This window comes from Pseudomonas mucoides, from assembly GCF_015461845.1.
Classification (GTDB): domain Bacteria; phylum Pseudomonadota; class Gammaproteobacteria; order Pseudomonadales; family Pseudomonadaceae; genus Aquipseudomonas; species Aquipseudomonas mucoides.
In genome coordinates this window covers 29639-54722 of sequence record NZ_JACOPW010000008.1, presented here as the reverse complement: position 1 = coordinate 54722, position 25084 = coordinate 29639, and the positions used below count along the sequence as shown (strand labels likewise).

Here is a 25084-nt window from a genome sequence, read left to right as displayed (position 1 = left end):
GAGGTTTTAACAATGGCTGAACGTCTGAATAACGACTTCCAGTTCATCGATGTCGGGCGCAAAGATCCGAAGAAGAAACTGTTGCGTCAACGCAAGAAAGAGTTCGTGGAGATCTACGAACCCTTCAAACCCCAGCATTCGGCTGATCAGGCCCACCGCTGCCTGGGTTGCGGTAACCCGTATTGCGAATGGAAGTGCCCGGTGCACAACTTCATTCCGAACTGGCTGAAGCTGGTGGCCGAGGGCAACATCCTCCAGGCCGCCGAGCTGTCGCACCAGACCAACACCCTGCCGGAAGTGTGCGGCCGGGTGTGCCCGCAGGATCGTCTGTGCGAGGGTGCCTGCACCCTCAACGACGGCTTCGGCGCGGTAACCATCGGTTCGGTCGAGAAGTACATCACTGACACCGCGTTCGCCATGGGCTGGCGCCCGGACATGTCCAAGGTCAAGCCGACCGGCAAGCGTGTCGCGATCATCGGTGCCGGTCCTGCAGGCCTGGGCTGTGCCGACGTGCTGGTACGTGGCGGCGTGACCCCGGTGGTGTTCGACAAGAACCCGGAAATCGGTGGCTTGCTGACCTTCGGCATCCCCGAGTTCAAGCTGGAAAAGACCGTGCTGAGCAATCGTCGCGAAGTCTTCACCGGCATGGGCATCGAGTTCCGCCTGAACACCGAAGTGGGCAAGGACGTGACCGTCGAGCAACTGCTCGAAGAATACGATGCCGTGTTCATGGGCATGGGCACCTACACCTACATGAAGGGCGGCTTTGCCGGTGAGGACCTGCCGGGCGTGCACGATGCGCTCGACTACCTGATCGCCAACGTCAACCGCAACCTGGGCTTTGAAAAGTCGCCGGAAGATTTCGTCGACATGAAAGGCAAGAAGGTCGTGGTACTCGGCGGTGGCGACACGGCGATGGACTGCAACCGTACGTCGATCCGTCAGGGCGCCAAGTCGGTGACCTGTGCGTACCGTCGTGACGAAGCGAACATGCCGGGCTCGCGCAAAGAAGTGAAGAACGCCAAGGAAGAAGGGGTGAAATTCCTCTACAACCGCCAGCCAATTGCGATCGTCGGTGAAGACCGCGTCGAAGGCGTGAAGGTGGTCGAGACCCGTCTCGGCGCACCGGACGCCCGTGGCCGTCGCAGCCCTGAGCCGATCCCGGGCTCCGAAGAGATCATCCCGGCCGACGCCGTGGTCATCGCCTTCGGTTTCCGCCCAAGCCCGGCGCCGTGGTTCGAACAGTTCGACATCCAGACCGACAGCCAGGGCCGCGTAGTGGCCCCGGAACAAGGCAAGTTCAAGCACCAGACCAGCAACCCGAAAATCTTCGCCGGTGGCGACATGGTTCGCGGTTCTGACCTGGTGGTGACCGCGATCTTCGAAGGCCGCAATGCGGCTGAAGGGATCCTGGATTACCTGGGCGTCTAAACCCGTTCCACCTGATTGAAATGCAATACCTGTGGGAGTTGGCTTGCCAGCGATAGCATCACCTCGGTCTAACTGACAAACCGAGGTGTCTGCATCGCAGGCAAGCCAGCTCCCACAATGGTTTGTGGTGTTGCGAAAACCGGGTTTCACCGCGACAAATTGACCCGATAGACAAAAGGCTGACCTGCAACCGTGCCTTTTGCGTCGCGCTCTGAGAAAATGCCCGCACTTTTTTTCCGGATGCCGACATGACTGCCCTGAAGAACGACCGTTTCCTTCGCGCCCTGCTCAAGCAACCCGTAGACGTCACTCCTGTGTGGATGATGCGTCAGGCCGGTCGCTACCTGCCTGAATACCGCGCCAGCCGTGCCAAGGCCGGTGACTTCATGAGCCTGTGCATGAACCCGGAGTTCGCTTGCGAAGTCACGATGCAACCGCTCGACCGCTATCCGCAACTGGACGCGGCGATCCTGTTCTCCGACATCCTGACCATCCCCGATGCCATGGGCCAGGGCCTGTACTTCGAAACCGGTGAAGGCCCGCGCTTCAAGAAAGTCGTCAGCACCCTGGCCGACATCGAAGCCCTGCCGATTCCTGATCCGCACAAAGACCTCGGCTACGTCATGGACGCGGTCAGCACCATCCGCCGCGAACTGAACGGTCGTGTGCCGTTGATCGGCTTCTCCGGTAGCCCATGGACCCTGGCCACCTACATGGTTGAAGGCGGCTCGTCGAAAGACTACCGCAAGACCAAAACCATGCTGTACGACAACCCGCAAGCCTTGCACCTGCTGCTAGACAAACTCGCGCAGACGGTCACCAGCTACCTCAACGGCCAGATCATGGCCGGTGCGCAAGCCGTGCAGATTTTCGATAGCTGGGGCGGCAGCCTCTCGGCGGCGGCGTACCAGGAATTCTCCCTGGCCTACATGAAAAAGATCGTCAGCGGCCTGATCCGCGAACACGAAGGCCGCAAGGTGCCGGTGATCCTGTTCACCAAGGGCGGCGGTTTGTGGCTGGAAAGCATCGCCGACGCTGGCGCTGATGCCTTGGGTCTGGACTGGACCTGCGACATCGGCAGCGCCCGTGATCGCGTCGGCAACAAAGTCGCGCTGCAAGGCAACATGGACCCGACCGTGCTGTACGCCAAACCGGAAGCCATTCGCACCGAAGTCGGGCGCATCCTCGCCAGCTACGGCAAAGGCAGCGGCCACGTGTTCAACCTGGGTCATGGCATCACCCCGGAAGTTGATCCGGAACACGCGGGTGCGTTCTTGCGCGCAGTACATGAGTTGTCGGCGCAGTATCACGAGTGATCGTCGTCCAATAAAAAACGCCCGGCTAATGCCGGGCGTTTTTGTTTGCACGATCCAATGTCGGGCGCAGATCAAATGTAGGAGTGAGCCTGCTCGCGATAGCGGTAAATCAGTCGCTGAATGTATTGGCTGACACTCCGCTATCGCGAGCAGGTTCACTCCTGCATGGGTTATGCGTCAGGCTTTCACTCCGCTCAGGGGCGGCAACTTCGCCAGTTTCAACGCCACTAGCAGCGCAATCACCAGCAACCCGCCAATGAACAACCCGATTCCGTTCCAGCCACCCAAATGCCAGAACACGCCCCCGGCAGTACCCGCAATGCTCGACCCGGCGTAATAGCTGAACAGATACAGTGAAGACGCCTGCCCCTTGGCCTTGATCGCCCGACGGCCGATCCAGCTGCTCGCCACGGAGTGCGCGGCAAAGAAGCCGAAGGTAAAGATAAGCATGCCAATGATCACTACCGGCAGCGGTGTGAACAGGGTCAGCGCCAGGCCGGCGAGCATCAGCACAATCGTCGCCCAGAGCACTTTGCGGCGACCCAGCTTGTCAGCCAGCGAACCGATCTTCGCCGAGCTGTAGATCCCCGAGAGGTACACCACCGAGAGCAGTCCGACGAAGGCTTGCTCCATGTGATACGGCTCGGCCAGCAAGCGGTAGCCGATGTAGTTGAACAGCGTGACGAACGCGCCCATCAACACAAAGGCTTCAAGGAACAACAACGGTAAACCGGCATCGCGAAAGTGCATGGTGAAGCCGTCGAGCAAGCTGCGCGGGTGCAGCGAGCGGGCGCGAAAGTTACGGGATTCGGGAAGGATTTTCCAGAACACCGCTGCGGCGATCAGGGCCAGGCCGCCGATCACCAGCATCGCCGTGTGCCAGCTGACGAAGTCGATCAACACGCCGGTGATCAAGCGCCCGCTCATCCCGCCAATCGCGTTGCCGCCGATGTACAAACCCATGGCCAGGCCGATGTGCTGTGGGTGAATCTCTTCGCTCAGGTACGTCATGGCGACCGCTGCCAGGCCGCTCAATGACAAACCGATCAGTGCGCGCATCACCAGCACGCCGTGCCAGCTCGGCATCATCGCGCTGGCCATGGTGCACAGCGCGGCGGCGAACAATGCGGCAACCATCACCGGTTTGCGGCCAACACGGTCGGAGATCGGGCCGGTGATCAGCAGGCCGATGGCGAGCATGCCGGTCGCGACCGACAGGATCAGGCTGCTCTGCGCCGCGTTGATCGAGTACTCGTGGGACAGCAGCGGCATCATCGGTTGCACGCAATAGAGCAACGCGAAGGTCGCGAAGCCGCCGGAGAACAGCGCCAGCACGGTGCGCATGAACATCGGCGTGCCTTTTTCGATGTAAATCTCCTTCAGCTCGGCGACGACATCGTCCGCCACGGCGGGCGGAACTTCATGGGCGAGTGGAGCGACAGCAGTTTTCACGTTGAACCTCGGAGGGACGCAGCCGGGCAGGCAATGAAAAAATCATATAGCTGCCTAATGATTCAATCCAATATATTGTTCGACCTGTTTGAGAGCTTTTACGACCTAATGGGGTTTTCATGGAATTGCGTCACCTGCGCTACTTCATCGCCGTCGCCGAAGAACTGCACTTTGGCCGCGCCGCTCAGGTGCTGGGCATCTCTCAGCCGCCGCTGAGCCAACAGATTCAGGCACTGGAGGCCGAGGTTGGCGCACGCTTGTTCGAGCGAACCAATCGTCGGGTCGAGCTCAGCGAAGCCGGTCGGTTGTTTCTGCAAGAGGCGCGATTGGCGCTGGCGCAAGTCGACAAAGCCGCCGACGTGGCGCGGCGTGCGCAACTGGGTGAACTCGGTGAACTGAAGATCGGTTTCACGTCCTCTGCACCGTTCAACTCGACCATTCCTCAGGCGATTTTTTCGTTCCGCCAGCGCTTCCCGGCGGTGCACCTTAATTTGCGGGAGCTGAGCAGCACCCAGGTCGCCGATGCGCTGGTCGACGAGTCGATCGAGGTCGGCATCATGCGACCGTTGGGGTTGCCGGATTCCCTCAGCGTCGTGGAGCTGATGCGCGAGCCACTGGTGGCGGTGCTCAGCTCCAAGCACCCCTTGGTCAATGGCAGCGAAGATGGACTGTTTCTGTCAGCACTGGCCCTCGAGCCTTTCGTCTTTTTCCCACGCAGCTATGGCAGCGGTCTCTACGCACAATTGCTCAGCCTGGCCCGCGATGCGGGTTTCAGTCCGCACTTTGCGCAAGAGGCGGGCGAGGCGATGACCATTATCGGCCTGGTAGCAGCGGGGCTTGGGGTGTCGGTGCTGCCGGCGTCGTATCAGCGGATGCGCATCGATGGCGTGGTGTATCGACCGTTGCTGGACCCCGCGGCGGTGTCGGCGGTGTGGCTGGTGCAGCGCAAGGATCAGAAATCGCCGATGGCCAAGGCGTTTGTCGAGTTGTTGACGCGTAAGGTTGAAGGGACTTAAGCGTGGGGACACTTCAGGCCTAGCGAGGCGAATGGCCAGTCGTTGCCCTGAGTTCTGTTTCGCGCAATACTCGCGCCGTTCCCGAAAGGGGCTTGTGAGACTCTGAGGATCCTGGGCACCCAGCCATCGCAGAGCCAGACAGGTACAGGGCGATGACAAGCCGGCCTGTTTGTGAAGGGGCGCCGAAAGGCGCCCTTTGTCGTTTTAGCATGACCCACTTCAGTCTATTTGTACCCGATCCCCACGCAACACCACCTCGGACGCTATCGCCTTCAGCACTTCTGATGCCGCGAAAATTCACGCCTTGGTGCTTGCCATGTTTTTTTGATACATCCCTTCGCCTTTTTTCTGATCAGCCGATAACGGTTTCGGACTCATCACAAACAATGGAGATACAGGATGTTCAAGCAATTAACTTTTACCGCGTTGCTGGCCATGATGGCGCTGACCGGTGGTTGTGCTTCGGTAAAAATGGCGGATGACACTCAGGACGCTCAGGCGAAGACCTTCCAGGTCGCCCCGGACAAAGCCAACATCTACGTTTATCGCAACGAAAGCATGGGCGCTGGGGTGAAAATGCCGGTGACGCTGAACGGTAAACCGGTCGGCCAGACCGTCGCCAAGTCGTACCTGATGTTGGCCGTCCCGGCTGGTCAGCAGACCCTGGTGTCCTCGGCGGAAAACGATTCCGAACTGAAACTCACCGCAGAAGCCGGCAAGAACTACTTTGTCTGGCAGGAAGTGAAAGTGGGCTTCATCAAGGCACGCAACAACCTGCAAGTGGTTGATGACCAGACCGGTCGTGCTGGCGTTGCTGAAAGCAAGTTGATTCAAGCTCAGTAAGTATCGGTACGGTCCCTGCATCCAGTGCAGGGGCCGTACCAAGCAACATCACACCCGTCGCGCTAACTCATCCCCCATCGCCACGCCACACTCCCTTCTTGAGTAGATCCTGATAGCGCTCGCTTTCGCTTATGTGGCGGTCCAGCACCGGCCATGACAAACAACGCAAAAGAGTCATTCCTTTTACTCCAAACGTGGTTCAGGTCAGCGCCAACGACGGAAGATCAATGAGGTGTTGACGCCACCAAACGCGAAATTGTTGTTCATCACGTATTCATTACTCATCTGCCGAAACTCCCCGCGCAGGTAGTCGAGCTTGCCGCAATGCGGATCGACCTCGTCGAGGTTCAACGTGTGGGCATACAAATCGCGGTTCATCATTTCGATGCTGAACCAGGATTCCAGTGCACCGCAGGCGCCTAGCGTATGACCGAGGAAGCTTTTCTGCGAACTGATCGGCATGTGTTCGCCAAACAACGCGCTGGTGGCCAGTGTTTCGGCAATGTCGCCTTGTTCGGTTGCGGTGCCGTGGCCGTTCACGTAGCCGATGTCCGACGGTTGCAGTCCGGCGTCTTCCAGCGCGAGCTCCATGGCCCGGCGCATGGTCAGTTGCTCGGGACGGGTGGTGTGCTGACCGTCGGCGTTGCTGCCGAAGCCGACGAGTTCGGCGTGGATGCGCGCGCCGCGAGCCAGTGCGTGTTCCAGCTCTTCAAGCACCAGCATGCCGCCGCCTTCACCGATCACCAGACCGTCGCGACCCTTGTCATAAGGACGAGGGGTGGATTGCGGGGCGTCGTTTTTCAGGCTGGTGGCGTACAGCGCATCGAAGACCATGGCTTCGGTCGGGCACAGCTCTTCGGCGCCGCCCGCCAGCATCAGCGGCAGGCGGCCGAATTTGATCGACTCATAGGCGTAACCGATGCCCTGGCTACCGCTGGTACAGGCACTCGACGTCGGGATCAAACGGCCGGTGAGGCCGAAGAAAATGCTGATATTCGCAGCTGTGGTGTGCGGCATCATCCGCACGTAGGAGTTGGCGTTCAGGCCTTCGGCCACCGAGTTGAGCAGCATGTTGCCGAATGCCTTGATCTCGTCGGTGCTGCCGGTGGACGAGCCGCACGCGACGCCCATGCGCCCGTCCTTGATCGACTCGTCGCCCAGCAATCCGGCATCGGCCAGCGCTTGCTCGGCCGCGCCCACCGCAAGCCGCGACACCCGGCCCATGCTGCGCAATTGCTTGCGGGTCCAGTGGCTCGGGATCTTGAAGTCATCGATCGGGCCGGCCAGGCGCGTGTTGAGTTCGGTAAAGCGATCCCACTCGTCCATGCGCCGAATGCCGCTGCGATTGGCCGCAAAGTGCCCTGCGATGGTGTCCCAGTCGCTGCCCAGTGAAGTGATGCCGGCCATGCCGGTGACGACAACGCGCTTCATCAGCACAGGCCTCCATTGACGGCCAGAACCTGCCGGGTGATGTACGAGGCTTCCGCCGACATCAGGAAATTCACCGCGCCAGCCACCTCTTCCGGGGTGCCCATGCGTTGTGCGGGGATCATTTTCATCAGTTCTTCCACGGGCACGTTTTCGTCGAGCATGGCGGTGTCGATCAGGCCGGGCGCGACACAGTTGACGGTGATTTTACGCTTGCCCAATTCAATCGCCAGCGCCTTGGCTGCGCCGATGAGGCCGGCCTTGGAGGCGCTGTAGTTGACCTGGCCACGGTTGCCGATCAACCCCGACACCGAAGTGATACAGACAATTCGCCCAGCGGCGCGACGACGGATCATCGGCATCATCACCGGGTGCAGCACGTTGTAGAAACCGTCGAGGTTGGTGCGCATCACCACATCCCAATCATCCTCGCTCAGCGCCGGAAAAGCACCGTCGCGGGTCAGGCCGGCGTTGAGCACCACGCCGTAATAGGCGCCGTGGGCTTCGACGTCGGCTTCGAGAATGGCTTTGCAGCTGGCACGGTCGGAAACGTCGAACTGCAGGACGCGTGCATGGCGGCCCAAGGCTTCGATTTCGCCTTTTACCGCGATGGCGTCCGCGAGGCCGCTGCGGCAATGCAGCACGATGTCGTGCCCGGCCTGAGCCAGGCGCAAGGCGATGGCGCGGCCGATGCCACGGCTGGAACCGGTGACCAGTACAGGTTCAGTCATGACTGGACTCCTTCGGGTTCATGTAGATATTGAGCGGCCTGAGGCGGACGAAACACGTTCAGGCGCGCGCTGGCGTGGATGCCCGGGGCGTTGATATGGCATTCGAACACGCCCATGCCATTGTCGTCTTCCAGCGAGCGCAGGCCGTGGATGGTCAGTTCCGTACCCGCCGGAAAGTGCTCGACGTTGCACTCGAATTTACGGCTGCCCAGCAGAAAGCCCAGCGCCACCGCATCACCGCGCTGGCGCGCATGGCAACCGGCGTAGGCGGCAACACTCTGGGCCATTATCTCGATGCCGACCCAGGCCGGCAGGCTGCCGTCGGGACGGTTGAACAGGCCGCCGGGTCTGACGGTGAGGCGGGTGTGAATCTGCTCGTCATCGAACGCCAGGATCTGCTCGATGAGGATCATGTCGCCAGCGTGGGGCAGCAACTCGGCGAGCGGCCAGTCAATCATGGTGCATCTCCGATAATCAGGCTGACGTTGTTGCCACCGAAGGCAAAGGAATTGCTCATCAAATAGCGAGGTGCAATGGACGTCAGGCGATCGGCCGGGGTCACCCAATGCAGCGCGGGCAGGAGCGGGTCGGGCTGGCCGTCCCAGAGATGAGGCGCGAGGGCGTGGTCGCGATTGTCCGGGCTCAGGCTCAGCCAACAGAACGCGGCTTCCAGAGCGCCGGCAGCGCCGAGGGTGTGACCGGTCATCGGCTTGGTCGATGAGCAGGGTACGCCTTGCGGGAACAGCGTCGCCACGGCGAGGCTTTCCATGGCGTCGTTATGCTGGGTCGCGGTGCCGTGCAGGTTCAGGTAATGGATCTGCTGCGGTTGCAGGTTTGCCCGGTTCAGGGCTTTGCTCATGGCTTGCAGTGCACCACGACCGGTCGGTTCCGGCGCGGAGATATGGTGCGCATCGGAGCTGGCGCCGCTGCCGAGCAAGGCAATGGCCTGGCCATCTCCTGCGTTTTTGCTCATCAGAAACAACACGGCGGCTTCGCCGATGTTGATGCCGTTGCGGTTGACTGAAAACGGATTGCAGCGTTGTCCGGACACCGCTTCCAGGGCCGAGAAGCCGTTGAGGGTCAGTTTGCACAAGCTGTCGACGCCGCCGCACAACACCGCGTCGCACAGGCCCAGGTCCAGCAGGCGCTGGGCGCTCATCAGCGCCCGGGCGCTGGAGGTGCAGGCGGTGGAAATCACATAGGCCGGACCGCTCAATTGCAGCCAGTCGGCGAGGAAGCTGGCCGGCGCGCCGAGTTCCTGTTGCTGATAGTCGTACTCGGCAGGGAATTGATGTTCACGGATGTAATGGGCCAACCCACGGCTGGCCTCATCGATACCCGAGGTGCTGGTGCCCAGAATCACGCCGATCCGATCACGGCCGTAGGTCTGGATCGCCTGATCAATCTCGTCGCGAATTTGCAGTGCGGCGTCCATCAGCAATTGGTTGTTGCGAGTGTCTTGCACTTTCAACTCAAGCGGAATCGACGGCAGTTCGCCGCTCACTGCCGCTACCGGCAAGGCGCGCTCTGGCACCCAGCCGGTTTCGACGCGCAGGCCCGAGCAATCGCCGGCAAACAGATTGGCGGCAACCTCGTGTTTGCCACGACCCAATGCGCAGATCACCCCGAGGGCATTCAAGTAGGCTGTCATGGTGCTTCCCCGCTCAGCGGCGTGACTTCATACCGGGGCCCCTTGGGCAGGTTCAATTCAAAGGTCATGGGCTGTGAATATAAGACGTCCCAGTGTGTTGGCAGCGAGCGTTGCCTGCCGTGCTGCCAGGCAGTGGGGTAATTACCCGACAGTTCGTCCTTGGGGGTCAGGGCAAACAGCAACGCGGCGAACAGCTCCCGGGCTTCCGGGTTGGGCGGCAACAGACCATCGGCGTGCCATTTGCCATCGATCAGTTTCTGCCGCGCTTGTGGAATGCCCAGCAGATCCATCATCGACCAGCGAAGCCCCACCTCTTCCTGCTGGATCACCAATACCCAGTCCTGACGTTGCGCGGCTTCCAGGCGCTGGATGTGCAGTTGCAGCGGCAACGACAGCTTCGGGATGTGCTCGGGCAGCGGTGCCTGGCTGGCGCAAGCGCTCAGCAACAGCAGGCAGCCCAGGAGCAGAAAACGGATCATCAGGCATTACCTTCAAGGGAGTTGCACCGCAAACAGGCGGTCCTGTCATTCATGTGACATCTCTGGCGCAGAGTTCTGACAACATGCGCAGCCGACGCTTGGGTTCACTGACGAACGGGTTGCGTTCGTCCCAGGCATAACCGGCGAGAATGGCGCTGATCATGCGGCGGATATCCGGTGAGCCGCCTGTGTGGAAGATCACATCCTGGAAGGTCCCGGCGTACCAGCCCTCGACGTAGCAACGGAAGGTGTCGACGCCACGCTTGAGCGGTTCGGCGAACTCGCTCTGCCAGTCCACGCTTTGCCCTTGCAGTTGGCGATGCAACACGCCCGCGGCCATGCTCGCCGAGCGCATGGCGATGGTCACGCCGGAGGAGAACACCGGGTCGAGGAATTCCGCGGCGTTGCCGAGCAGCGCAAAGCCCGGGCCGTGCAAGGTTTTGACGTTGGCCGAGTAGCCGCCGATGGTGCGTGCGGGCGTGTCCCACACGGCATTTTTCAGTACGCCAGCCAGGCTTGGGGTTTCAGCGATGAACCCGCGCAGGCACTCGTCCAGATTCTCCATGCGGCCTTCGAAATGTTCAGCGGCCGCGACCACGCCCACCGAACATCGACCGTTGCTGAACGGGATGGTCCAGAACCAGATGTCGCGATGGATGGGGTGGGTCGTAATCAGGATCTTTTCCCGCTCGAAAGACGGGCTGTCGATGTGGTCTTCGATATGGGTAAACACGGCCTGGCGCACCGGAAAATTCGACGGCGCTTCAAGGTCCAGCAGGCGCGGCAGCACACGACCGTAGCCGCTGGCGTCGAGCACGAAATCCGCTTCGACGCGGTACTGGCTGCCGTCTTCGCGCAGCACCTCGAGCTGCGGCTTGGGCAAGTCGAAATCGACGCTGACGATGGCTTCGCCATAACGCACTTCTACGCCTTGCAGCGCAGCCTGATCGGCCAGCAGCTTGTCGAAATCGGCCCGTTGCACCTGGAACGTGGTCGGCTTGCCATGGCTGAACGTGTCGCCAAAATCGAAGGCGCTGTACTGCTCGCCCCAGGCGAAGGCTGCGCCGTTTTTAAGCTGGAAACCTGCAGCGTTCACGGCCTCGAGCATGCCGGCTTCTTCAACGAAATCCAGGCAATGCGATAACAGGCTCTCGCCGATGGAGAACCGTGGGAAGTGCTGGCGCTCGATCATCAGCACATCATGACCGTTACGCTTGAGCAGCGCGGCAGCGATGGCGCCCGAGGGCCCCGCGCCGATGACGACGACCTGGCGACGTTGCATTTCAACTGTTGGCACGGGGGCTCCTTGCCGGGGCGGCGATGTTCAAAGGGGGGCTGTGCATGCCGGCCAGTGCCGGCAGCAGCGTCGCGATCAGGCCCATCACCATCAGCGCAAAGTACAGCGCCGGGCTGATGAGCTGTTGTTGCAGCAGCAGGTTGAGAAAAACGATCTCGCTCAAGCCACGAATGTTCAGCAGCAAGCTTTCCCGCCAGCGACTGGCGCCTTCAAAGGAGGCGCCGGCCCAGCCGAGACCCAGCCAGTTGCCCAGCAGTTTGCTGGCAATCGGCAACAGCAGCAATGCGGCCAGTTGTAGCCAGCTCAGGCTGGTCATGGCGGCGTGAATGTTGATCTGCACAATGCCGAACGTGAGGATCAGCGGAATGGCGATCCAGGTTTGCAGACGGGTCATCCACACTGCGGACATTGGCCACACCAGCGGTACTTTCAGCGCGGCCATGCACAGCAGATAACCGATGCCGAAAATCAGCGCATTGAGCTTGAAGTGCTCGGCGACCACCAGCAGCGCGAAAAAACAGCCGCTGTGCAGCAACGGCTGACGCAGACCGAGCACACGCAACAGCACCGGCAGGCAGGCGCCAGCCAGCGGCAGGAGCAAACTGCTCAGGTGCAGGCTGCCTTGGGCGAAGCCGAACAGCGTCCAGCACGCCAGGTCGATGAGGATCGCGGTCTGCACCAGGCGCCGGGTGGCGTCGGGCGGGTAGTTGATGTGGCGCAGGTACAAATACAGCACCGGAATCGCGGTGATGGCGAACACCAGGCCCACCGCCAATGAACTGATCCACGATTGCGCAGGCAGCAACCACACCGCCGTCGCCAACCCGCCCGCGAACGGAACGCAAAAACTCGGCAGGGCGATTTTCAGGCTCTGGCGGTCCAGCCGCAGGTCGATCACGTCGCTGAGAATGTGCCCCAGCAGCAAGGCAAAGCTCAGGCTGTAGAGGTTTTTCAGCCATGTCGGCGAGATCAGTTCAGCGCCGCTGAGCTGCCAGCCGGGCTCGATCCAGAGGTACATCAGCAGCGGCAGGCCGAAGGTCGCCAGCAGCAACTGGCTGACGATCGGGATCAGGCCAAAATGACGACCGACACGGGTGGCCACGGCGAACAGCGCGAGGGCCATCAGCCAGAACAGGGCGATCATCATGCGGCTGACTCCGCAACCGGAGCCGTGTGCAGATGTCGGCCCGCCCATGGCGCCAGGATGAAACTGAAAGCCAGCCCCAGGCTCACTGACAATCCAAAATTGCTCACGGCCGGGGTACTTGATACGGCGAGCAGACCGAACGACAGCCAAGTGGTCAGCGCTGCCAGCAAGGTGCCGAGCAGGCTCACAGCGGCGCCGCCGACCTGTTCGCGCATGAGGATTGCGTAATCGACGCTGATCGCCGTCACCAGCAGCAGGCCGAACAGGCTGAACAGCGTCAACGGTTGCCCCAGCCAGCCGAGACTGGCCAGGCTGCACAGCGCGGCGAGCAGTGGCAGGGCGACGATGCGCAGGGCACCGCCGAAACCGAATGGCAGCATCAACACCAGCACGATCAGTGCGCAGGAGGCGAGTTTGAGCTCTGCTGCGCTGATCTGTGTCGCGGCGAAAACGCTGTTCAATTCACCGAGGCGGTCGACCAGTTTGACGCCGGGCAAGTCCAACGCCTGAACGCGTAACAGGGTCGGGTCGTTGAGCCCTTGCAGGCTGACCATCGCTGCCACGCCACCGTCATCGGTCGGCCCCAGCCACAGTGGACGATAAGGTTCAGCCAGCGGCCCGAGCAGTGCGGCATCGATGTCTTCGGTGGGCAACGCCTGCAATTTCGTCAGCTCGGCATGCAGCGCTTCGGCCGGTACGCCGACGGCGAGCAGCGGTTGCCAGAACTGCGGCAGTTTACTCAGTGCATTACGCACTTGCTGCTGTTCACTTGGCTGGCTCACGAGCTGATTCAGCGACAGGTAACCCTGAAGTTTTTCCAGGTTCACCAACTGATTCAGCCGTTCGCTCAACGCGGTCTGACGCTCCAGCAGTTCTTGCTGATTGGCGCCGCGCACCAGGAAGAACTGGCTGGTCGGTTGAAAACCCGTGATGCGCGCAATGGTCTTGGCTTCGTCAGTCAATTGCTGCGGTGCGCCGATCCATTGGCGGATGTCGTTTTTGCTGTCGAGTTTCAGCAGACCGCCCACGCAGAAGGCAATCAGCAGGGCCAGCAACACCGGCGTGCTGGCCTGTTTGAGCAGCGCGTCACGCAGGCTCAGCAAACATTCGCACAGGCGCAGTGGCCATTGTGCTGGACGGATATCGGCGCCCTTGAGCAGTGCCGGCAACAGACAAACGGCGGACAGATAGGCACCCAGCAAACCGGCGGCGGAGAACACGGCGATCTGGGTCAGGGCCGGGAACGGTGTCCACGCCAGCGCCAGGTAACCGATGCAGCTGGTGATCAGGCTCAGCGTCAGGCCCGGCAGCGTCAGGCGCAACGCGGGCCAGCTGTGCCAGGGTTTCAGGCTCCAGCTTTTCGACAGGTAATGCAGCGGATAGTCGACGGCCACACCGATCAGGCTGGAGCCGAGCACCAGCGTCATCACATGCATATGGCCGAACAACGCCACGCAGGCCACCGCGCCAAACAGCATGCCCACCAGCACCGGAACGAACGCGAGCAATACCCGCCATCGCCGGAAGGCCAGCAACAGCAACGCCAATATCCCCAGCGTGGCGCCGCCGCCGACCCATGTCATCTCGCGGGTGGCTTGTTGCTGACCGCTCGCGGCGTAGAGCAATCCGCTGGCTGCCAGCAATTGCACGTCAGACTGCGCCGCTTGTTCGCGGCTATGTTTCAGCAGGTCGGCCACTTGCAGCGGCAGGCTCATGTCGAACGCATTGCCGGTTGTTTTTGCCCGCAGCATCACCCAGCTCTTGCCGTCGGCATCGGCGATCAATGCGCCGCTGCCAATGTCCAGTTGCACGGCGCCGTGTTGCGGTTGGCTGTTCTGGATGCGTCCGGTCAGGCCCAACCAGTCATCCTGGCTCGGCACCAGACTGAAGCCGGTAAACGGGTCGAACAGCGCCTGAACCCGTTGCTGGATGAAGACGTCTGGATGGTCGATCAGTTGCTGTCGATCCGCCTCGGACAGCATTGCCAATCGGCCTTGCAGCAGTTGCGTGCGCAGTGCGGGCAAGTCGGCTTGTAACGTCCACTGCACCTTCTCGAACAGACCGCTGGCCTGCCATTGCTCGCCGAGTTTCTGCGCCATGGCGATGGCTTGCTCGCGATCCTTATGGCCGACCAACACCAGCATTTCGCGGTTCAGCGGTGCTTGCATGCGTTGTTCGGCGCGCAGTTCCAGCGCATCCGGCGCCGTGCCCGGCACCAGTTCCATCAGGTTGGCCGACAGCGGCGCGCCATCGCGCCATTGCCAACCGGCGAGCGCGAGCACTGCCAGCAGCAGGATCAGGAATAGCCATGGCAGCCTGCGTTCACTCGGCAAAGTCATGTTGCTCCGCAGTGCTCAAGGGTTGGGCGCTGGTGCTGTCCTGCATGCGTAACAGGGTGCTGTCGCCTTGGGTTTCCAGCAGTTCGATGGTGCTCACCAATTCACTGCCGGTGATGTTGATCTGCTTGAACACTTGCTTGAGCAGCAGCGAGCGCGGGATCAACGTCAACTTCCAGTTCTGCGCGTCGCCGCTCAATGACAGCTCGAAGTCACGCTGCAAACCGCTGCTGTCGCCTTGCAGCACGGCGAGGAACAAGCGGTTCTGCTCGGCGCCGGCGCTCTTGTCCGGCAGCATTTGCCAACCGCTGGCGTCGCGTCGGGCGATGCCGTTGGCGGTGATGCGGTAATCCTGTTGCAGCGGGGTTTTCAGCAGCCACAGCAGGCCATGATTTTTTGCGAGAACGAACGTGCCCTTGCTGGTCAGCGGTTGGGGCAGGGCGCGCAGGTGTTTTTCCTGGATGAAGTTACCGTGGATGACATCGGGTTTGGCCAGTTGATCGCTCAACTGCTGCGAATCAAATGCCTGCGCAAGTGAAGAGAAACCGAGCATCACCACAAACATGTAGCAGCTGCTGAGCCCGCGAGGCTGCGTCCGGCGGCGAAGCCGTCGTAAAACCTGCACATGCGGTGCTTCAGCAAAAACGCAGGGCGACTGCTGCGCAGCCGAACGCAGGCTTCGCCAACTGCTACAGATCGAACGCAGGCTGCTATAGAGAGTCGTAAGCAGATTCATGCCAGCGTCCTTTCGACAGCGTCGGTAAAGACCTTCGGTGAGGCCAGCTGCATTTCGCGGCTGGCCATGTCGACGGCGACTTGCACGGAGCTGGCGCGGGTCAGGCGTTCGCCGGTTTCCAGGTCACTGATCAGGTAATTGATCTTCAACCGGTTCTCCCACTCCACCAGATTTGCCCGCACGTTCAGTTTCTGGCCGAACACTGCGCCACGCACGTAGCGCAGTTGCAGGTCGATCACCGGCCAGGCGTAACCCGACTCGGACATCGCCGTGTAGTTATGGCCGATCTTGTCCAGCAACGCGCAACGGGCGACTTCCAGATATTTGACGTAATGGCCATGCCAGACCACGTGCATGGTGTCGACGTCAAAGAACGGCACCTGGATTTCCGTATCGGTGTGAAGCACTCCCTTGCTACGCATGCAGCCTCCAGTGTTGCTCGGCAATTCGTTTCAGGCACAGGCGCAATTCGCCTTCCAGTGCGCGATCTTCGATGACCGGCGGGAAGTCCTTGGCCAGTTCCTCGTGCATGGCGGCCAGGGCTGGCGGCAATGGGCGAGCATCCTCGGCCTTGCTGCGCAGCCACACGCCCTGATTGGCTGCGAGCAAAGTCGCGGCGGCGACCTGTTCGGTCAGCTCCAGCACACGAATCGCATCGCGGGCGGCAATGGTGCCCATGCTCACTTTGTCCTGGTTGTGGCACTCGGTAGAGCGCGAGAAAACGCTGGCCGGCATGGTGTTTTTCAGTGCTTCGGCGGTCCAGGCGCTGGTGCCGATCTGCACGGCCTTGAAGCCGTGGTTGAGCATCGCCCGGTCAGCGCTGGCGCCGGACAGATTGCTCGGCAAGCCATGGTTGTAACGCTCGTCCACCAGCAACGCGAGTTGCCGATCCAGCAAGTCGGCCACGTTGGCCACCAGGTTTTTCAGGCTGTCCATGGCGAACGCGATGTGGCCGCCGTAGAAATGCCCGCCGTGCAAAACGCGCTCGGCTTCAGCGTCGATGATCGGATTGTCGTTGGCGCTGTTGAGTTCAATTTCGATGAACGAGCGCAGCCAGTTCAGGCTGTCCGCCAACACGCCGAGGACGTGGGGCGCGCAACGCAGGGAATAACGGTCTTGCAGGCGGTGCAGTGGCGCGGTCGGCGCGTCGATCGCCAGATCCTTGCGCAGCCACGCGGCAACTTGCATCTGCCCCGGGTGCGGTTTGGCGGCGAACAGGCGCTCGTCGAAGTGTTCCGGGTTGCCCTGCAACGCCACCACGTTCAGTGCGGTGATGCGGGTAGCCAGTTGCAGCAGGTAATCGGCGCGGGCGAAGGCCAGGCAGGCGAGGCCGGTCATCACGGCGGTGCCGTTCATCAACGCCAGTGCCTCTTTCGGTCGCAGTACCAACGGCTGCCAGCCCAGTTCACGATGCACGTCGGCGGCTTGTCGGCGTTCACCTCGGAACATCACTTCGCGTTCACCGGACAGCGTTGCGGCAACGTAGGACAACGGCGTCAGATCACCGCTGGCACCGACCGAACCTTCTTCCGGGATCAGTGGCAGGATGTCGTGTTCGAGGAACGCTTGCAGGCGTTCCAGCAGTTCCACGCGCACCCCGGATACGCCATGGCACAGCGACTGCAAACGCGCGGCGAGCACCGCTCGGGTGGCTTGTTCGTCGAGCAGTTTGCCCAGGCCACAGCCGTGAAAGGTATACAGATGACGGGGCAGCGCCTCGACGTGATGCAGCGGCACCGCGACTACGCAGGAGTCCCCATAACCAGTGGTCACGCCATAGATCACGCCTTCCTTGTCCAGCAGGGAATCGAGGAATCGCGCGCCCTTGGCGATACGCTCGCGGTACGCGGGATCGCCCTGCAACTGCGTCGGCACCTGACGGTTGGCCAGGGCCAGCACGTCTTCGATGCGCAAAGGGAGTTCGCCGAAGGTTACCGGCTCATGCGTTGGCGTCGTCATCGGTCTTCCAGAAAGGGTAAAAGTTGAACCATTGTTGGGGCGCTTCGAGGCAATAGTGACCCAGGCGCTCGGCGTAGCGGGACGCCCACTGATGAATGACCTGTTCGCGATCGCTGCGTTTCCACACCACGGCCTCGGCAAACGGTTCGAGGGTCACGCGATATTGGCCCGATGGTTTTTTCAGGCACATCAGCAGATTGATCGGGCATTTCAGCAAACCGGCGAGCAGCCACGGCCCCTGAGGGAACGCCGCCGGGTGGCCGAGAAAATCCACGGTCACACTGCGTCCGCCGTGCAGCGGCACGCGGTCGCCGGCAATCGCCAGCCATTCGCCACGCTCGAGCCGCTCATGCAATTGCAGCATGATCACCGGGTCCAGCTCGCTGACCTGTATCAGTCGCAAATTGGTTGCACCGGCCTCGCCGAGCAAGCGGTTGAACTGCTCGGCGTGCTTGGTGTGGACCAGCACGTTCATCGTGACTTTTTCGCCGATTTCCGCGAGTGCGCGGCAGACTTCGAGATTGCCCAGATGCGCGCCCACCAGCATTTGCCCACGAGTGCCGCGCAGTTGATTGCGCAGCAGCGCCGAGTCGATGATTTCGATCTGGTCGATGCTCAGCTTGCCGTTCCACACGTCGAGCTTGTCGAGCATGGAGTCGGCGAACGCCATGAACTGGCCGAACACGCGCCAATGGGTGGGGCGTAGTTCCGCGCGACCGCTCCAGTCGACGAGACGTTGCTGGTACTGCCAGGCGCTGTGGCGCGCGCTGCGTCCGAACAGGAAAAAGTACAGGACGATGCCGTACAAAATCGGGCTCAACAGCCGCCGGCCCAGCACTTTGGCGCCGAACGCGGTGAGCTTCATCAGCCAGAAGCTGCCTCGCTCCTGGCGATCGGCCCAGTGCTTTTTATCTACGTCACTGCTCATGCCCGCCACCGTCGCCAGAGGATCACCGGTGCCCGCAGCAACATGCCGAAAAACAGCCGTGTGTGCATGCTGGAGATCAGCACATTGTCGTGGAACAGGCGGAAATGCGAGACGCCGTCGAGCGGGTAATGAACCCGGGTCGGCAACCATTGCATCGGCAGGTTGCGCCAGGCCAGGCGCACCAGAATGTCGGAGTCAAAGTCCATCCGTTTGCCGATCTTCGCCGAGTCGATCAGCTCCAGAGTCGGCGGCAATGGATAGACGCGAAAGCCGCACATGGAATCGCGAATCTGCAAGGACAGCGTATTGATCCACACCATGACGTGCGTCAGGTAGCGGGCATACAAACGACCTTTAGGCACGCTGGCGTCGTATTGCGGGTAACCGCAGATCACCGCATCCGGGTGGGCGCGTGACTGCTCGATGAAGAGCGGCACGTCCTGCAGGTCGTGCTGTCCGTCGGCATCGACTTGCAGCGCGTGGCTGAAACCCAGGCGTGAGGCTTCGCGCAGGCCGGTCATGACGGCGCCGCCCTTGCCTTGGTTGGCAGTAAGGCGGATCAGGTTGACCATCTCGCGCTGCGCCAATCGGTCGAGCACTCTGGCGCAGGCTTGATCGCTGGCATCGTCCACCAGAATGCACGGCAGGCCACTGGCAATCACCGCGTCAACCACCGTGGTGATGGCGGTTTCGTGGTTGTAGACCGGAATTACGGCGCAGGGGCTATGCATACCAATCACACCTCAACCTTGTAGCTGCTGGCTAAGCCTGCGTCCGGCCGCGAAGCGGTCGTAAACCGGTATGTGCGGTTTTCCGGGATATAGGGGGTGGTGTCGATGCGAGCGCTTCGCACTCGGACGCAGCCTTCGGCAGCTGCTACAGGGGGCTTCAACTTATCCACAAGCGGCCTCCAGCAAAATCCGCCCACTGGAGCAGGTGGCAGTTTCATTGCGATAGGCGAAATACAATTTGCTGCGTTCCGGGTCAAAGCGCAGGTGCAGCTGGATTTCGTCACCGGGGCGCACCAGTTGCTGGAATTTCAGCACTTCCATGCCCGCGAATTTCGCCGGCAGGTCCATCAATTGCTGGCCTAGGTTCAGCGCCCATTCCACCTGCACCACGCCGGGCAGTACCGGCGTTTGCGGGAAGTGGCCGCTGAAGTAAGCGAGGTCCGGCGGGACTGCCAGTTGCAGGCTCCACTCGCCGTCGACTTCGACCTGTTCGAGCACTTCCGGCGCCTTGACGCGGGGCGCCAGCAGCAAGGCTTCGACATCGGCCTGAGGCAACTTGCCCTGAGCGTTCAGTGGCATTTGCCGCAGCAATCGCCAGCGTCGGGGCAGGGCGAGGGTTTCGCAGTGCTGAGTCAGGTGCTGACGCAATTCCTGCGTGAGGGTGCGTCGCCCCTGATTGCGCAAGGCGTGCAGGCCCGATTCGCTCAACACCAATAGCGCACCCAGCGAGGCGCGGTTTTCCTGGACCACACCGAGGCGCGCTTCCGCGACCCAGTGGTGGTCCATCAGAGCCTTTTCCAGCATGGGCAGCGAGATACGTTTTTCTTCCAGTTTGACGATCCGGTCCAGCCGGCCGAGCAATTCGAAACGGCCGGTGGCCGTAATGCGTGCGGCGTCAGCAGTGTGTTCGGTGTGGCCGGCCGGCAAATAGGGCGATTGGATCAGCAGCGCGCCGTCACTGTCCTGGCTCAGTTCGACCTCCGCAAACGGCTGCCAGAGATCGTCCCCTTGTCGCCAGGCGATTCCACCGGTTTCCGAGCTGCCGAGGATTTCTGTCGGCCATTGTTCCAGACACTGGTGCAGGCGCTGCGCGGCCTCGGCGGGCAACGCACCACCTGAGGAAAACACTCGTCGCACGGCGCTCAAGGCAGGCCAGTCGAGGTTGTCTCCCATGCGTTTGAGCAGCGCCGGGCTGGCGACCCAGGCGAAGGCCGGGTGTTCACGGCTGGCGCGCTGCAAGTCTTCGGGAAACGCCAGTTGCTTGCGTACAAATGTCCGCCCGGCGCACAACGGCCACAGCACCCGAAACAGCAAGCCATAGATATGTTGAGTGGCGACGCTGCCGATGATGCATGCCTCGCCCAGGTCTGCGCCCCAGAGCTGTTCCAGCGCCTGAACTTCATTGGCCAGTTGGCGCAGGGTTTTGTCGATGCGCTTGGGCTCGCCGCTGGAGCCGGAAGTGCAGAGGCTCAACTGGCAGGCGTCTAAATCCAGCACGGCACCGGGGAGAGGCGGGTGACGGTAATCGCCCAGGTGTGCGTCATCGGCCAGATTGGTCAGCCACAGGTCGACATCGGCGGACCAGCGCTGGCGAGTCTGCTGTTGCAAATCGGCGGGCAGCAGCACGCTGACGCCGGCACGCCAGGCACCGAGCAGGGCAATGGCCAGGTCGGCGGCGTCTTCCAGGTGGACGGCAATGCGCTGCACACCTTGGGCTTGCAGGCCGGCTGCCAAACGCAGGGCCTGTTCGCACAGTTGTGCATGATTCAACGCCGGTTCGGCCGTGACGGCACGCTCCGGCTGAGCCTTGAGCAACAGCTGCTCAAGTGTTATCCAATTCATGAGTGGCCTCGTACCCGTTGTCGTATCAGCCATTCAATGGCAAACAGCAGGCCCATCAATCCGTAGGAAATCAGACCGGTGTACAACATCCACCAGCTCAGCGGCGCCCAAAGGGTCAGGGCGGCGGCGAGCACGCCGTTAAAGATGAAAAACACACACCAGGCAATTGTCACCTGACGCGTATAAATAATGGCCTTTGGCGGCAGGTGCGGTTCACGCAGGCGCGCCAGGCGTTCGACCATCGGCGGGCCGACTTTGAGGCTCAGTCCAAACAGCCCGAGCATGAACGCGCTGATCAGTACCGGGTACCAGCGCAGCAACTGCGGGCTGTCGAACAGTGCCAGCAACAGGCAAAAAGCGATGGCGATGGTCGCCATCCACAGGCTGCCGGGACGCCGCGCACCGAGCAGCGCCCGAGCCAGCCACAGGCTGCCCAAGAGCAGGCCGAACTGCCACGGAGCAAAATGTTCCATGCCGAAATACACCGCAAAGGGGTACAACAGGCCCGCGAGCAGCAGGCCAAGGCCGATCAGTCGGCTCATGCTGCCGGTTGAACCAGGCGATACACCGCCTCGACCACGTCGCTGACAGTCCGCACCGATTTGAATTCTTCGGCGGCGATTTTCTTGCCGGTCTGACGCTTGATGTGATCGATCAGGTCGACGGCGTCGATGCTGTCGATTTCCAGATCCTGATACAGGTTTGATTCGAGGCTCACGCGCGCCGGGTCCAGCTCGAAGAGTTCGACCAAGGCATCGCGCAGGGTGTTGAAAATGTCGTCACGAGTTTGCATGGTCCGGTCTCAAGCTGCCTGTTTTGCAGTGACGAACGCCGCAAGGCTCGCCACGTTGGTGAAGTGATTACGGGTGTCCTTGGCGTCGGCGTCGATTTTGATGCCATATTTTTTCTGAATCGCCAGGCCGAGCTCCAGAGCGTCCACCGAATCCAGGCCCAGGCCTTCGCCAAACAATGTCTGTTCGTTGTCAATGTCGTCGGCGCTGATGTCTTCGAGGCCGAGGGCGTCGATGATCAGATCTTTGATTTCACGGTGTAGATCGCTCATCTTCGGCGAGCTCCTTAATAAAGTAAGTATGCAAATATTCGTTGAGCTTGCGCGAAGCCTGCGGGGGCGGGCCTAGCGTTGCGAAAGACTGTGGGTCTATATCGGCCCCAACGCGAAAACTGAAGTGCACGCGGCGTTTCGGGATCCGATACCAGGGCTCGGCCTTGGTCAATGTCGTCGGGCTGACCTTGATAATCACCGGGGTGAGGATTTTCGCACCGCGCAGGGCGATCGCCGCGCCCCCCCGATGAAAGGCTGGCGCCTCGCCAGGCTGAGTGCGCGTGCCTTCGGGAAAAATGATCAAGGTCTGACCGTCTTTCAGCGCATCGGCAGCCGCGTCCAGCATGTCCATGCTGCCGTCGTTGCTGATGTATTCGGTACGGCGTAGCGGGGCGCGGGTAAAGGGGTTGTCCCAGAGGCTTTGTTTCACCACGCAATTGGCATGAGGCACCAGGCCAATCAGAAACACGACATCAATCAGCGAGGGGTGATTGGCCAGGATCATTTGCCCGGGGCGACCGAGTTTTTCCGCGCCCTGGATGTCGTAGGTCAGGACACCGGTACGGGCCATGAACCGGACAAAAAACCAGAAGCAACGACTGACGGTTTTTCGTGCGCGCAGGCGGTGGGTTCTGGCATCACCGGGCAGGCAACCCAGCAGCGGGAAAACCACCAGCCGCAGGCACAGGCCGCCCAACCCGAACAGGGTGAAGCTTGCGGCAGTGGCCAGCAGGCGCCAGTAATAGGCGTCGCGGTTTTTTCCGGTTACGGGGTGCGATGCCAGGTCCATACACGATTCTTCCAGGCATGTTGGCAAGTGGTTTGCTGGCCGAGCAGGGTACGCAACAGATTCAGGGCATGGGGCCAGTGGGCTTTGGACAAGCTTTGCGTCGAGCTGTTCAAGGACAACTGCCAGTCGGTACCGGGGGTCAGCAACAAAGCCACGGCATAGGGAAACGGCACATCGTCGATCCAGGTCTCGTAGGCGTCGGGCGGTTGTTCTTCGGCGACAATCAGCAGGACGGCAGGCGCGCCTTCGTCCAGCATCGCCGCAGCCTCTAGCATGCCGTGTTCAAGCCCGTCACCGGCGGCAGCGAGCGCCGTCATTTCGCTGGTTTCGCCACGCATGATCGACCATAGACCAATAACGGCGTTGTGGACGGACAAGCTGAATTGAGTGGGTGACAACGGTTGGTCGGCCGCCAGATCCCTGAGGATTTCGAACGTGCGCGGCGTTTCGCCGTGGCGGGATATAAAGACCAACGGTAGGTCAGTGCGACCATCGGCCAAGGGCCAGCCGACACTGAAGGCCATTCGCGCCAAACGGCTGAGTCGCCGGCGCTGCATGGCGGGCAGAAACGACACGTCGGGAGCGGCATCGCTGCTCGCAAGCACGACCGGTTGTCGGCTCCATGCCTGCCAGTCGTCCACGCTTTCGAGCCCGGGAGCCCACGCGCGCCATTGGGCGATGTTGAAGTTGATCACAGACATACATCCCGCCCCTGCAGGGCTAACGTGACGCGGTGAGTCGCAAAAACAGCGACAGACCTTACGTGGCGCGTAACGCCGAGTGGCGCGCATTATCCGGGTGCTACGGGTGCGTAGCAAATGCTGGTTACATTTTGCGCAAGGAAATGTACCGTCCGGTTCGCGAAAAGCTGTCTGTTGGCCATTATCCACATCAGCATGTGCGCGTCTGTCGGCCCGTTACCCGAATCAGTGAATGAGATTGCCTCCTATCAATGGGGAAACAGGACATGACCGTGTAGTCCCTGTCCCAAGGAGGTAGCTAAGCGATGCCGTGGACTACTACACTCGGTCATTCTTTGATACACGGAGGTCTGACATGCGGCGCGTGGTATTTAATCAAAAAGGTGGCGTGGGCAAATCCAGTATTGCCTGCAATCTGGCGGCGGTCAGCGCCAGCGAGGGCTATCGCACCCTATTGGTGGATCTCGATGCCCAGGCCAACTCCACTCAATACCTGACGGGCCTCACCGGCAATGACATCCCGATGGGCATCGCCGATTTCTTCAAACAAACCCTTTCCTCCGGCCCGTTCTCGAAGAAGAACCAGGTCGACATCTACGAAACGCCCTTCGACAACCTGCATGTGATCACTGCCACGGCTGAACTGGCGGATTTGCAGCCCAAACTTGAAGCCAAACACAAGATCAACAAGCTGCGTAAGCTGCTTGACGAGTTGGGGGAAGATTACGACCGGATTTACCTGGATACACCGCCCGCGCTGAACTTCTACGCGGTATCGGCGTTGATTGCTGCGGATCGTGTGCTGATCCCCTTCGACTGCGACAGCTTCTCGCGTCAGGCGTTGTACGGCCTGCTGGCTGAAATCGAGGAATTGAAGGAAGACCACAACGAAGGCCTGGAAGTCGAAGGCATTGTGGTCAACCAGTTCCAGGCTCGCGCCAGCCTGCCCCAACAGATCCTCGACGAGTTGATCGCAGAAGGGTTGCCGGTGTTGCCGGTGTACCTGGCCAGTTCTGTGCGTATGCGCGAATCTCACCAGGCGAACACGCCGCTGATCCACCTCGACCCACGGCACAAGCTGACCCAGCAATTCGTCGAACTGCACAATCTGCTGGAAAATGCCTGATCCTGCGTAACCACCGACCCCCTGTAGGCGTGAGCCTGCTCGCGAGAGCGGAGTGTCAGTCGACATCAATTTGACTGTTAT

25 protein-coding genes are annotated in these 25084 nt (G+C 61.1%); 5 read left to right on the top strand and 20 right to left on the bottom strand.

Going from position 1 to position 25084, the window contains the following annotated elements; translation table 11 throughout:
• Nucleotides 1–12: 12 nt before the first annotated feature.
• Together H8F22_RS26390 and hemE are read left to right on the top strand one after the other, a co-directional pair.
• A complete protein-coding gene (locus H8F22_RS26390; protein WP_027922091.1) occupies nt 13–1431 on the top strand; it encodes an FAD-dependent oxidoreductase in 1419 nt (472 codons plus the stop codon).
• Between the two features lie 248 nt (nt 1432–1679).
• Nucleotides 1680–2747 carry a uroporphyrinogen decarboxylase gene (gene hemE, locus H8F22_RS26385; RefSeq protein WP_027922090.1) on the top strand — a complete coding sequence of 356 codons (1068 nt, stop codon included), beginning with the start codon at nt 1680–1682 and terminating at the stop codon, nt 2745–2747.
• Between the two features lie 177 nt (nt 2748–2924).
• Here hemE and H8F22_RS26380 read toward each other — a convergent pair whose 3' ends face one another.
• Nucleotides 2925–4199, bottom strand: coding sequence for an MFS transporter (locus H8F22_RS26380; RefSeq protein WP_194940875.1), 1275 nt, complete (start codon nt 4197–4199; stop codon nt 2925–2927).
• 119 nt (nt 4200–4318) lie between these two features.
• Between H8F22_RS26380 and H8F22_RS26375 the strand changes: the two genes are divergently transcribed.
• Together H8F22_RS26375 and H8F22_RS26370 are read left to right on the top strand one after the other, a co-directional pair.
• Entirely contained in the window at nt 4319–5215 is an 897-nt protein-coding gene (locus H8F22_RS26375; protein WP_027922088.1) for a LysR family transcriptional regulator, read from the top strand.
• A gap of 399 nt (nt 5216–5614) precedes the next feature.
• Nucleotides 5615–6058 (top strand): DUF2846 domain-containing protein, encoded by a 444-nt coding sequence (locus H8F22_RS26370; RefSeq protein WP_027922087.1) that lies wholly within the window; start codon nt 5615–5617, stop codon nt 6056–6058.
• Between the two features lie 204 nt (nt 6059–6262).
• On the opposite strand, the gene H8F22_RS26365 is transcribed toward H8F22_RS26370, so the two are convergent.
• The 19 genes from H8F22_RS26365 to H8F22_RS26275 form a co-directional block, all read right to left on the bottom strand.
• Entirely contained in the window at nt 6263–7489 is a 1227-nt protein-coding gene (locus H8F22_RS26365) for a beta-ketoacyl-ACP synthase (RefSeq protein ID WP_027922086.1), read from the bottom strand.
• The gene (fabG, locus tag H8F22_RS26360; protein ID WP_027922085.1) at nt 7489–8217 is read right to left on the bottom strand and encodes a 3-oxoacyl-ACP reductase FabG; all 729 of its coding nucleotides are present in this window, start codon (nt 8215–8217) and stop codon (nt 7489–7491) included. Before fabG ends, H8F22_RS26365 begins: the two co-directional genes overlap by 1 nt.
• On the bottom strand, nt 8214–8675 hold the full coding sequence (locus H8F22_RS26355; protein WP_027922084.1) for a hotdog family protein: 462 nt from the start codon (nt 8673–8675) through the stop codon (nt 8214–8216). Before H8F22_RS26355 ends, fabG begins: the two co-directional genes overlap by 4 nt.
• Nucleotides 8672–9868 carry a beta-ketoacyl-[acyl-carrier-protein] synthase family protein gene (locus tag H8F22_RS26350; RefSeq protein ID WP_059181769.1) on the bottom strand — a complete coding sequence of 399 codons (1197 nt, stop codon included), beginning with the start codon at nt 9866–9868 and terminating at the stop codon, nt 8672–8674. The genes H8F22_RS26355 and H8F22_RS26350 overlap by 4 nt, the downstream gene beginning before the upstream one ends.
• Entirely contained in the window at nt 9865–10347 is a 483-nt protein-coding gene (locus H8F22_RS26345; protein ID WP_027922082.1) for a hypothetical protein, read from the bottom strand. Before H8F22_RS26345 ends, H8F22_RS26350 begins: the two co-directional genes overlap by 4 nt.
• A gap of 49 nt (nt 10348–10396) precedes the next feature.
• Nucleotides 10397–11644 (bottom strand): NAD(P)/FAD-dependent oxidoreductase, encoded by a 1248-nt coding sequence (locus tag H8F22_RS26340; RefSeq protein WP_027922081.1) that lies wholly within the window; start codon nt 11642–11644, stop codon nt 10397–10399.
• Nucleotides 11631–12791: a cation:proton antiporter gene (locus tag H8F22_RS26335; RefSeq protein ID WP_194940874.1), complete on the bottom strand. Its 1161-nt coding sequence runs from the start codon at nt 12789–12791 to the stop codon at nt 11631–11633. The genes H8F22_RS26340 and H8F22_RS26335 overlap by 14 nt, the downstream gene beginning before the upstream one ends.
• On the bottom strand, nt 12788–15130 hold the full coding sequence (locus tag H8F22_RS26330) for an MMPL family transporter (protein ID WP_194940873.1): 2343 nt from the start codon (nt 15128–15130) through the stop codon (nt 12788–12790). Before H8F22_RS26330 ends, H8F22_RS26335 begins: the two co-directional genes overlap by 4 nt.
• Nucleotides 15114–15692 (bottom strand): outer membrane lipoprotein carrier protein LolA, encoded by a 579-nt coding sequence (locus tag H8F22_RS26325; RefSeq protein ID WP_027922078.1) that lies wholly within the window; start codon nt 15690–15692, stop codon nt 15114–15116. Before H8F22_RS26325 ends, H8F22_RS26330 begins: the two co-directional genes overlap by 17 nt.
• A 167-nt stretch (nt 15693–15859) precedes the next feature.
• Nucleotides 15860–16285 carry an acyl-CoA thioesterase gene (locus tag H8F22_RS26320; protein WP_027922077.1) on the bottom strand — a complete coding sequence of 142 codons (426 nt, stop codon included), beginning with the start codon at nt 16283–16285 and terminating at the stop codon, nt 15860–15862.
• Nucleotides 16278–17822 carry an HAL/PAL/TAL family ammonia-lyase gene (locus H8F22_RS26315; protein WP_027922076.1) on the bottom strand — a complete coding sequence of 515 codons (1545 nt, stop codon included), beginning with the start codon at nt 17820–17822 and terminating at the stop codon, nt 16278–16280. Before H8F22_RS26315 ends, H8F22_RS26320 begins: the two co-directional genes overlap by 8 nt.
• Nucleotides 17803–18750, bottom strand: a complete 948-nt coding sequence (locus H8F22_RS26310; RefSeq protein ID WP_027922075.1) for an LpxL/LpxP family acyltransferase — start codon at nt 18748–18750, stop codon at nt 17803–17805. Before H8F22_RS26310 ends, H8F22_RS26315 begins: the two co-directional genes overlap by 20 nt.
• Complete coding sequence (locus H8F22_RS26305) at nt 18747–19481, bottom strand: glycosyltransferase family 2 protein (RefSeq protein ID WP_027922074.1); 735 nt, start codon at nt 19479–19481, stop codon at nt 18747–18749. The genes H8F22_RS26310 and H8F22_RS26305 overlap by 4 nt, the downstream gene beginning before the upstream one ends.
• Before the next feature lie 162 nt (nt 19482–19643).
• A complete protein-coding gene (locus tag H8F22_RS26300) occupies nt 19644–21323 on the bottom strand; it encodes an acyl-CoA synthetase family protein (protein ID WP_194940872.1) in 1680 nt (559 codons plus the stop codon).
• Entirely contained in the window at nt 21320–21865 is a 546-nt protein-coding gene (locus H8F22_RS26295; RefSeq protein ID WP_027922072.1) for a COG4648 family protein, read from the bottom strand. The genes H8F22_RS26300 and H8F22_RS26295 overlap by 4 nt, the downstream gene beginning before the upstream one ends.
• Nucleotides 21862–22116, bottom strand: coding sequence for an acyl carrier protein (locus H8F22_RS26290; RefSeq protein ID WP_007947135.1), 255 nt, complete (start codon nt 22114–22116; stop codon nt 21862–21864). The genes H8F22_RS26295 and H8F22_RS26290 overlap by 4 nt, the downstream gene beginning before the upstream one ends.
• Before the next feature lie 9 nt (nt 22117–22125).
• Nucleotides 22126–22386 carry a phosphopantetheine-binding protein gene (locus H8F22_RS26285; protein WP_027922071.1) on the bottom strand — a complete coding sequence of 87 codons (261 nt, stop codon included), beginning with the start codon at nt 22384–22386 and terminating at the stop codon, nt 22126–22128.
• Nucleotides 22367–23176 carry a lysophospholipid acyltransferase family protein gene (locus H8F22_RS26280; RefSeq protein WP_027922070.1) on the bottom strand — a complete coding sequence of 270 codons (810 nt, stop codon included), beginning with the start codon at nt 23174–23176 and terminating at the stop codon, nt 22367–22369. The genes H8F22_RS26285 and H8F22_RS26280 overlap by 20 nt, the downstream gene beginning before the upstream one ends.
• A complete protein-coding gene (locus H8F22_RS26275; protein WP_059181766.1) occupies nt 23152–23877 on the bottom strand; it encodes a beta-ketoacyl synthase chain length factor in 726 nt (241 codons plus the stop codon). The genes H8F22_RS26280 and H8F22_RS26275 overlap by 25 nt, the downstream gene beginning before the upstream one ends.
• Nucleotides 23878–24232: 355 nt before the next feature.
• Here H8F22_RS26275 and H8F22_RS26270 point away from each other — a divergent pair, with 355 nt between their 5' ends.
• Nucleotides 24233–25003: a ParA family protein gene (locus H8F22_RS26270; protein WP_027922068.1), complete on the top strand. Its 771-nt coding sequence runs from the start codon at nt 24233–24235 to the stop codon at nt 25001–25003.
• The last annotated feature ends 81 nt before the right edge of the window (nt 25004–25084 follow it).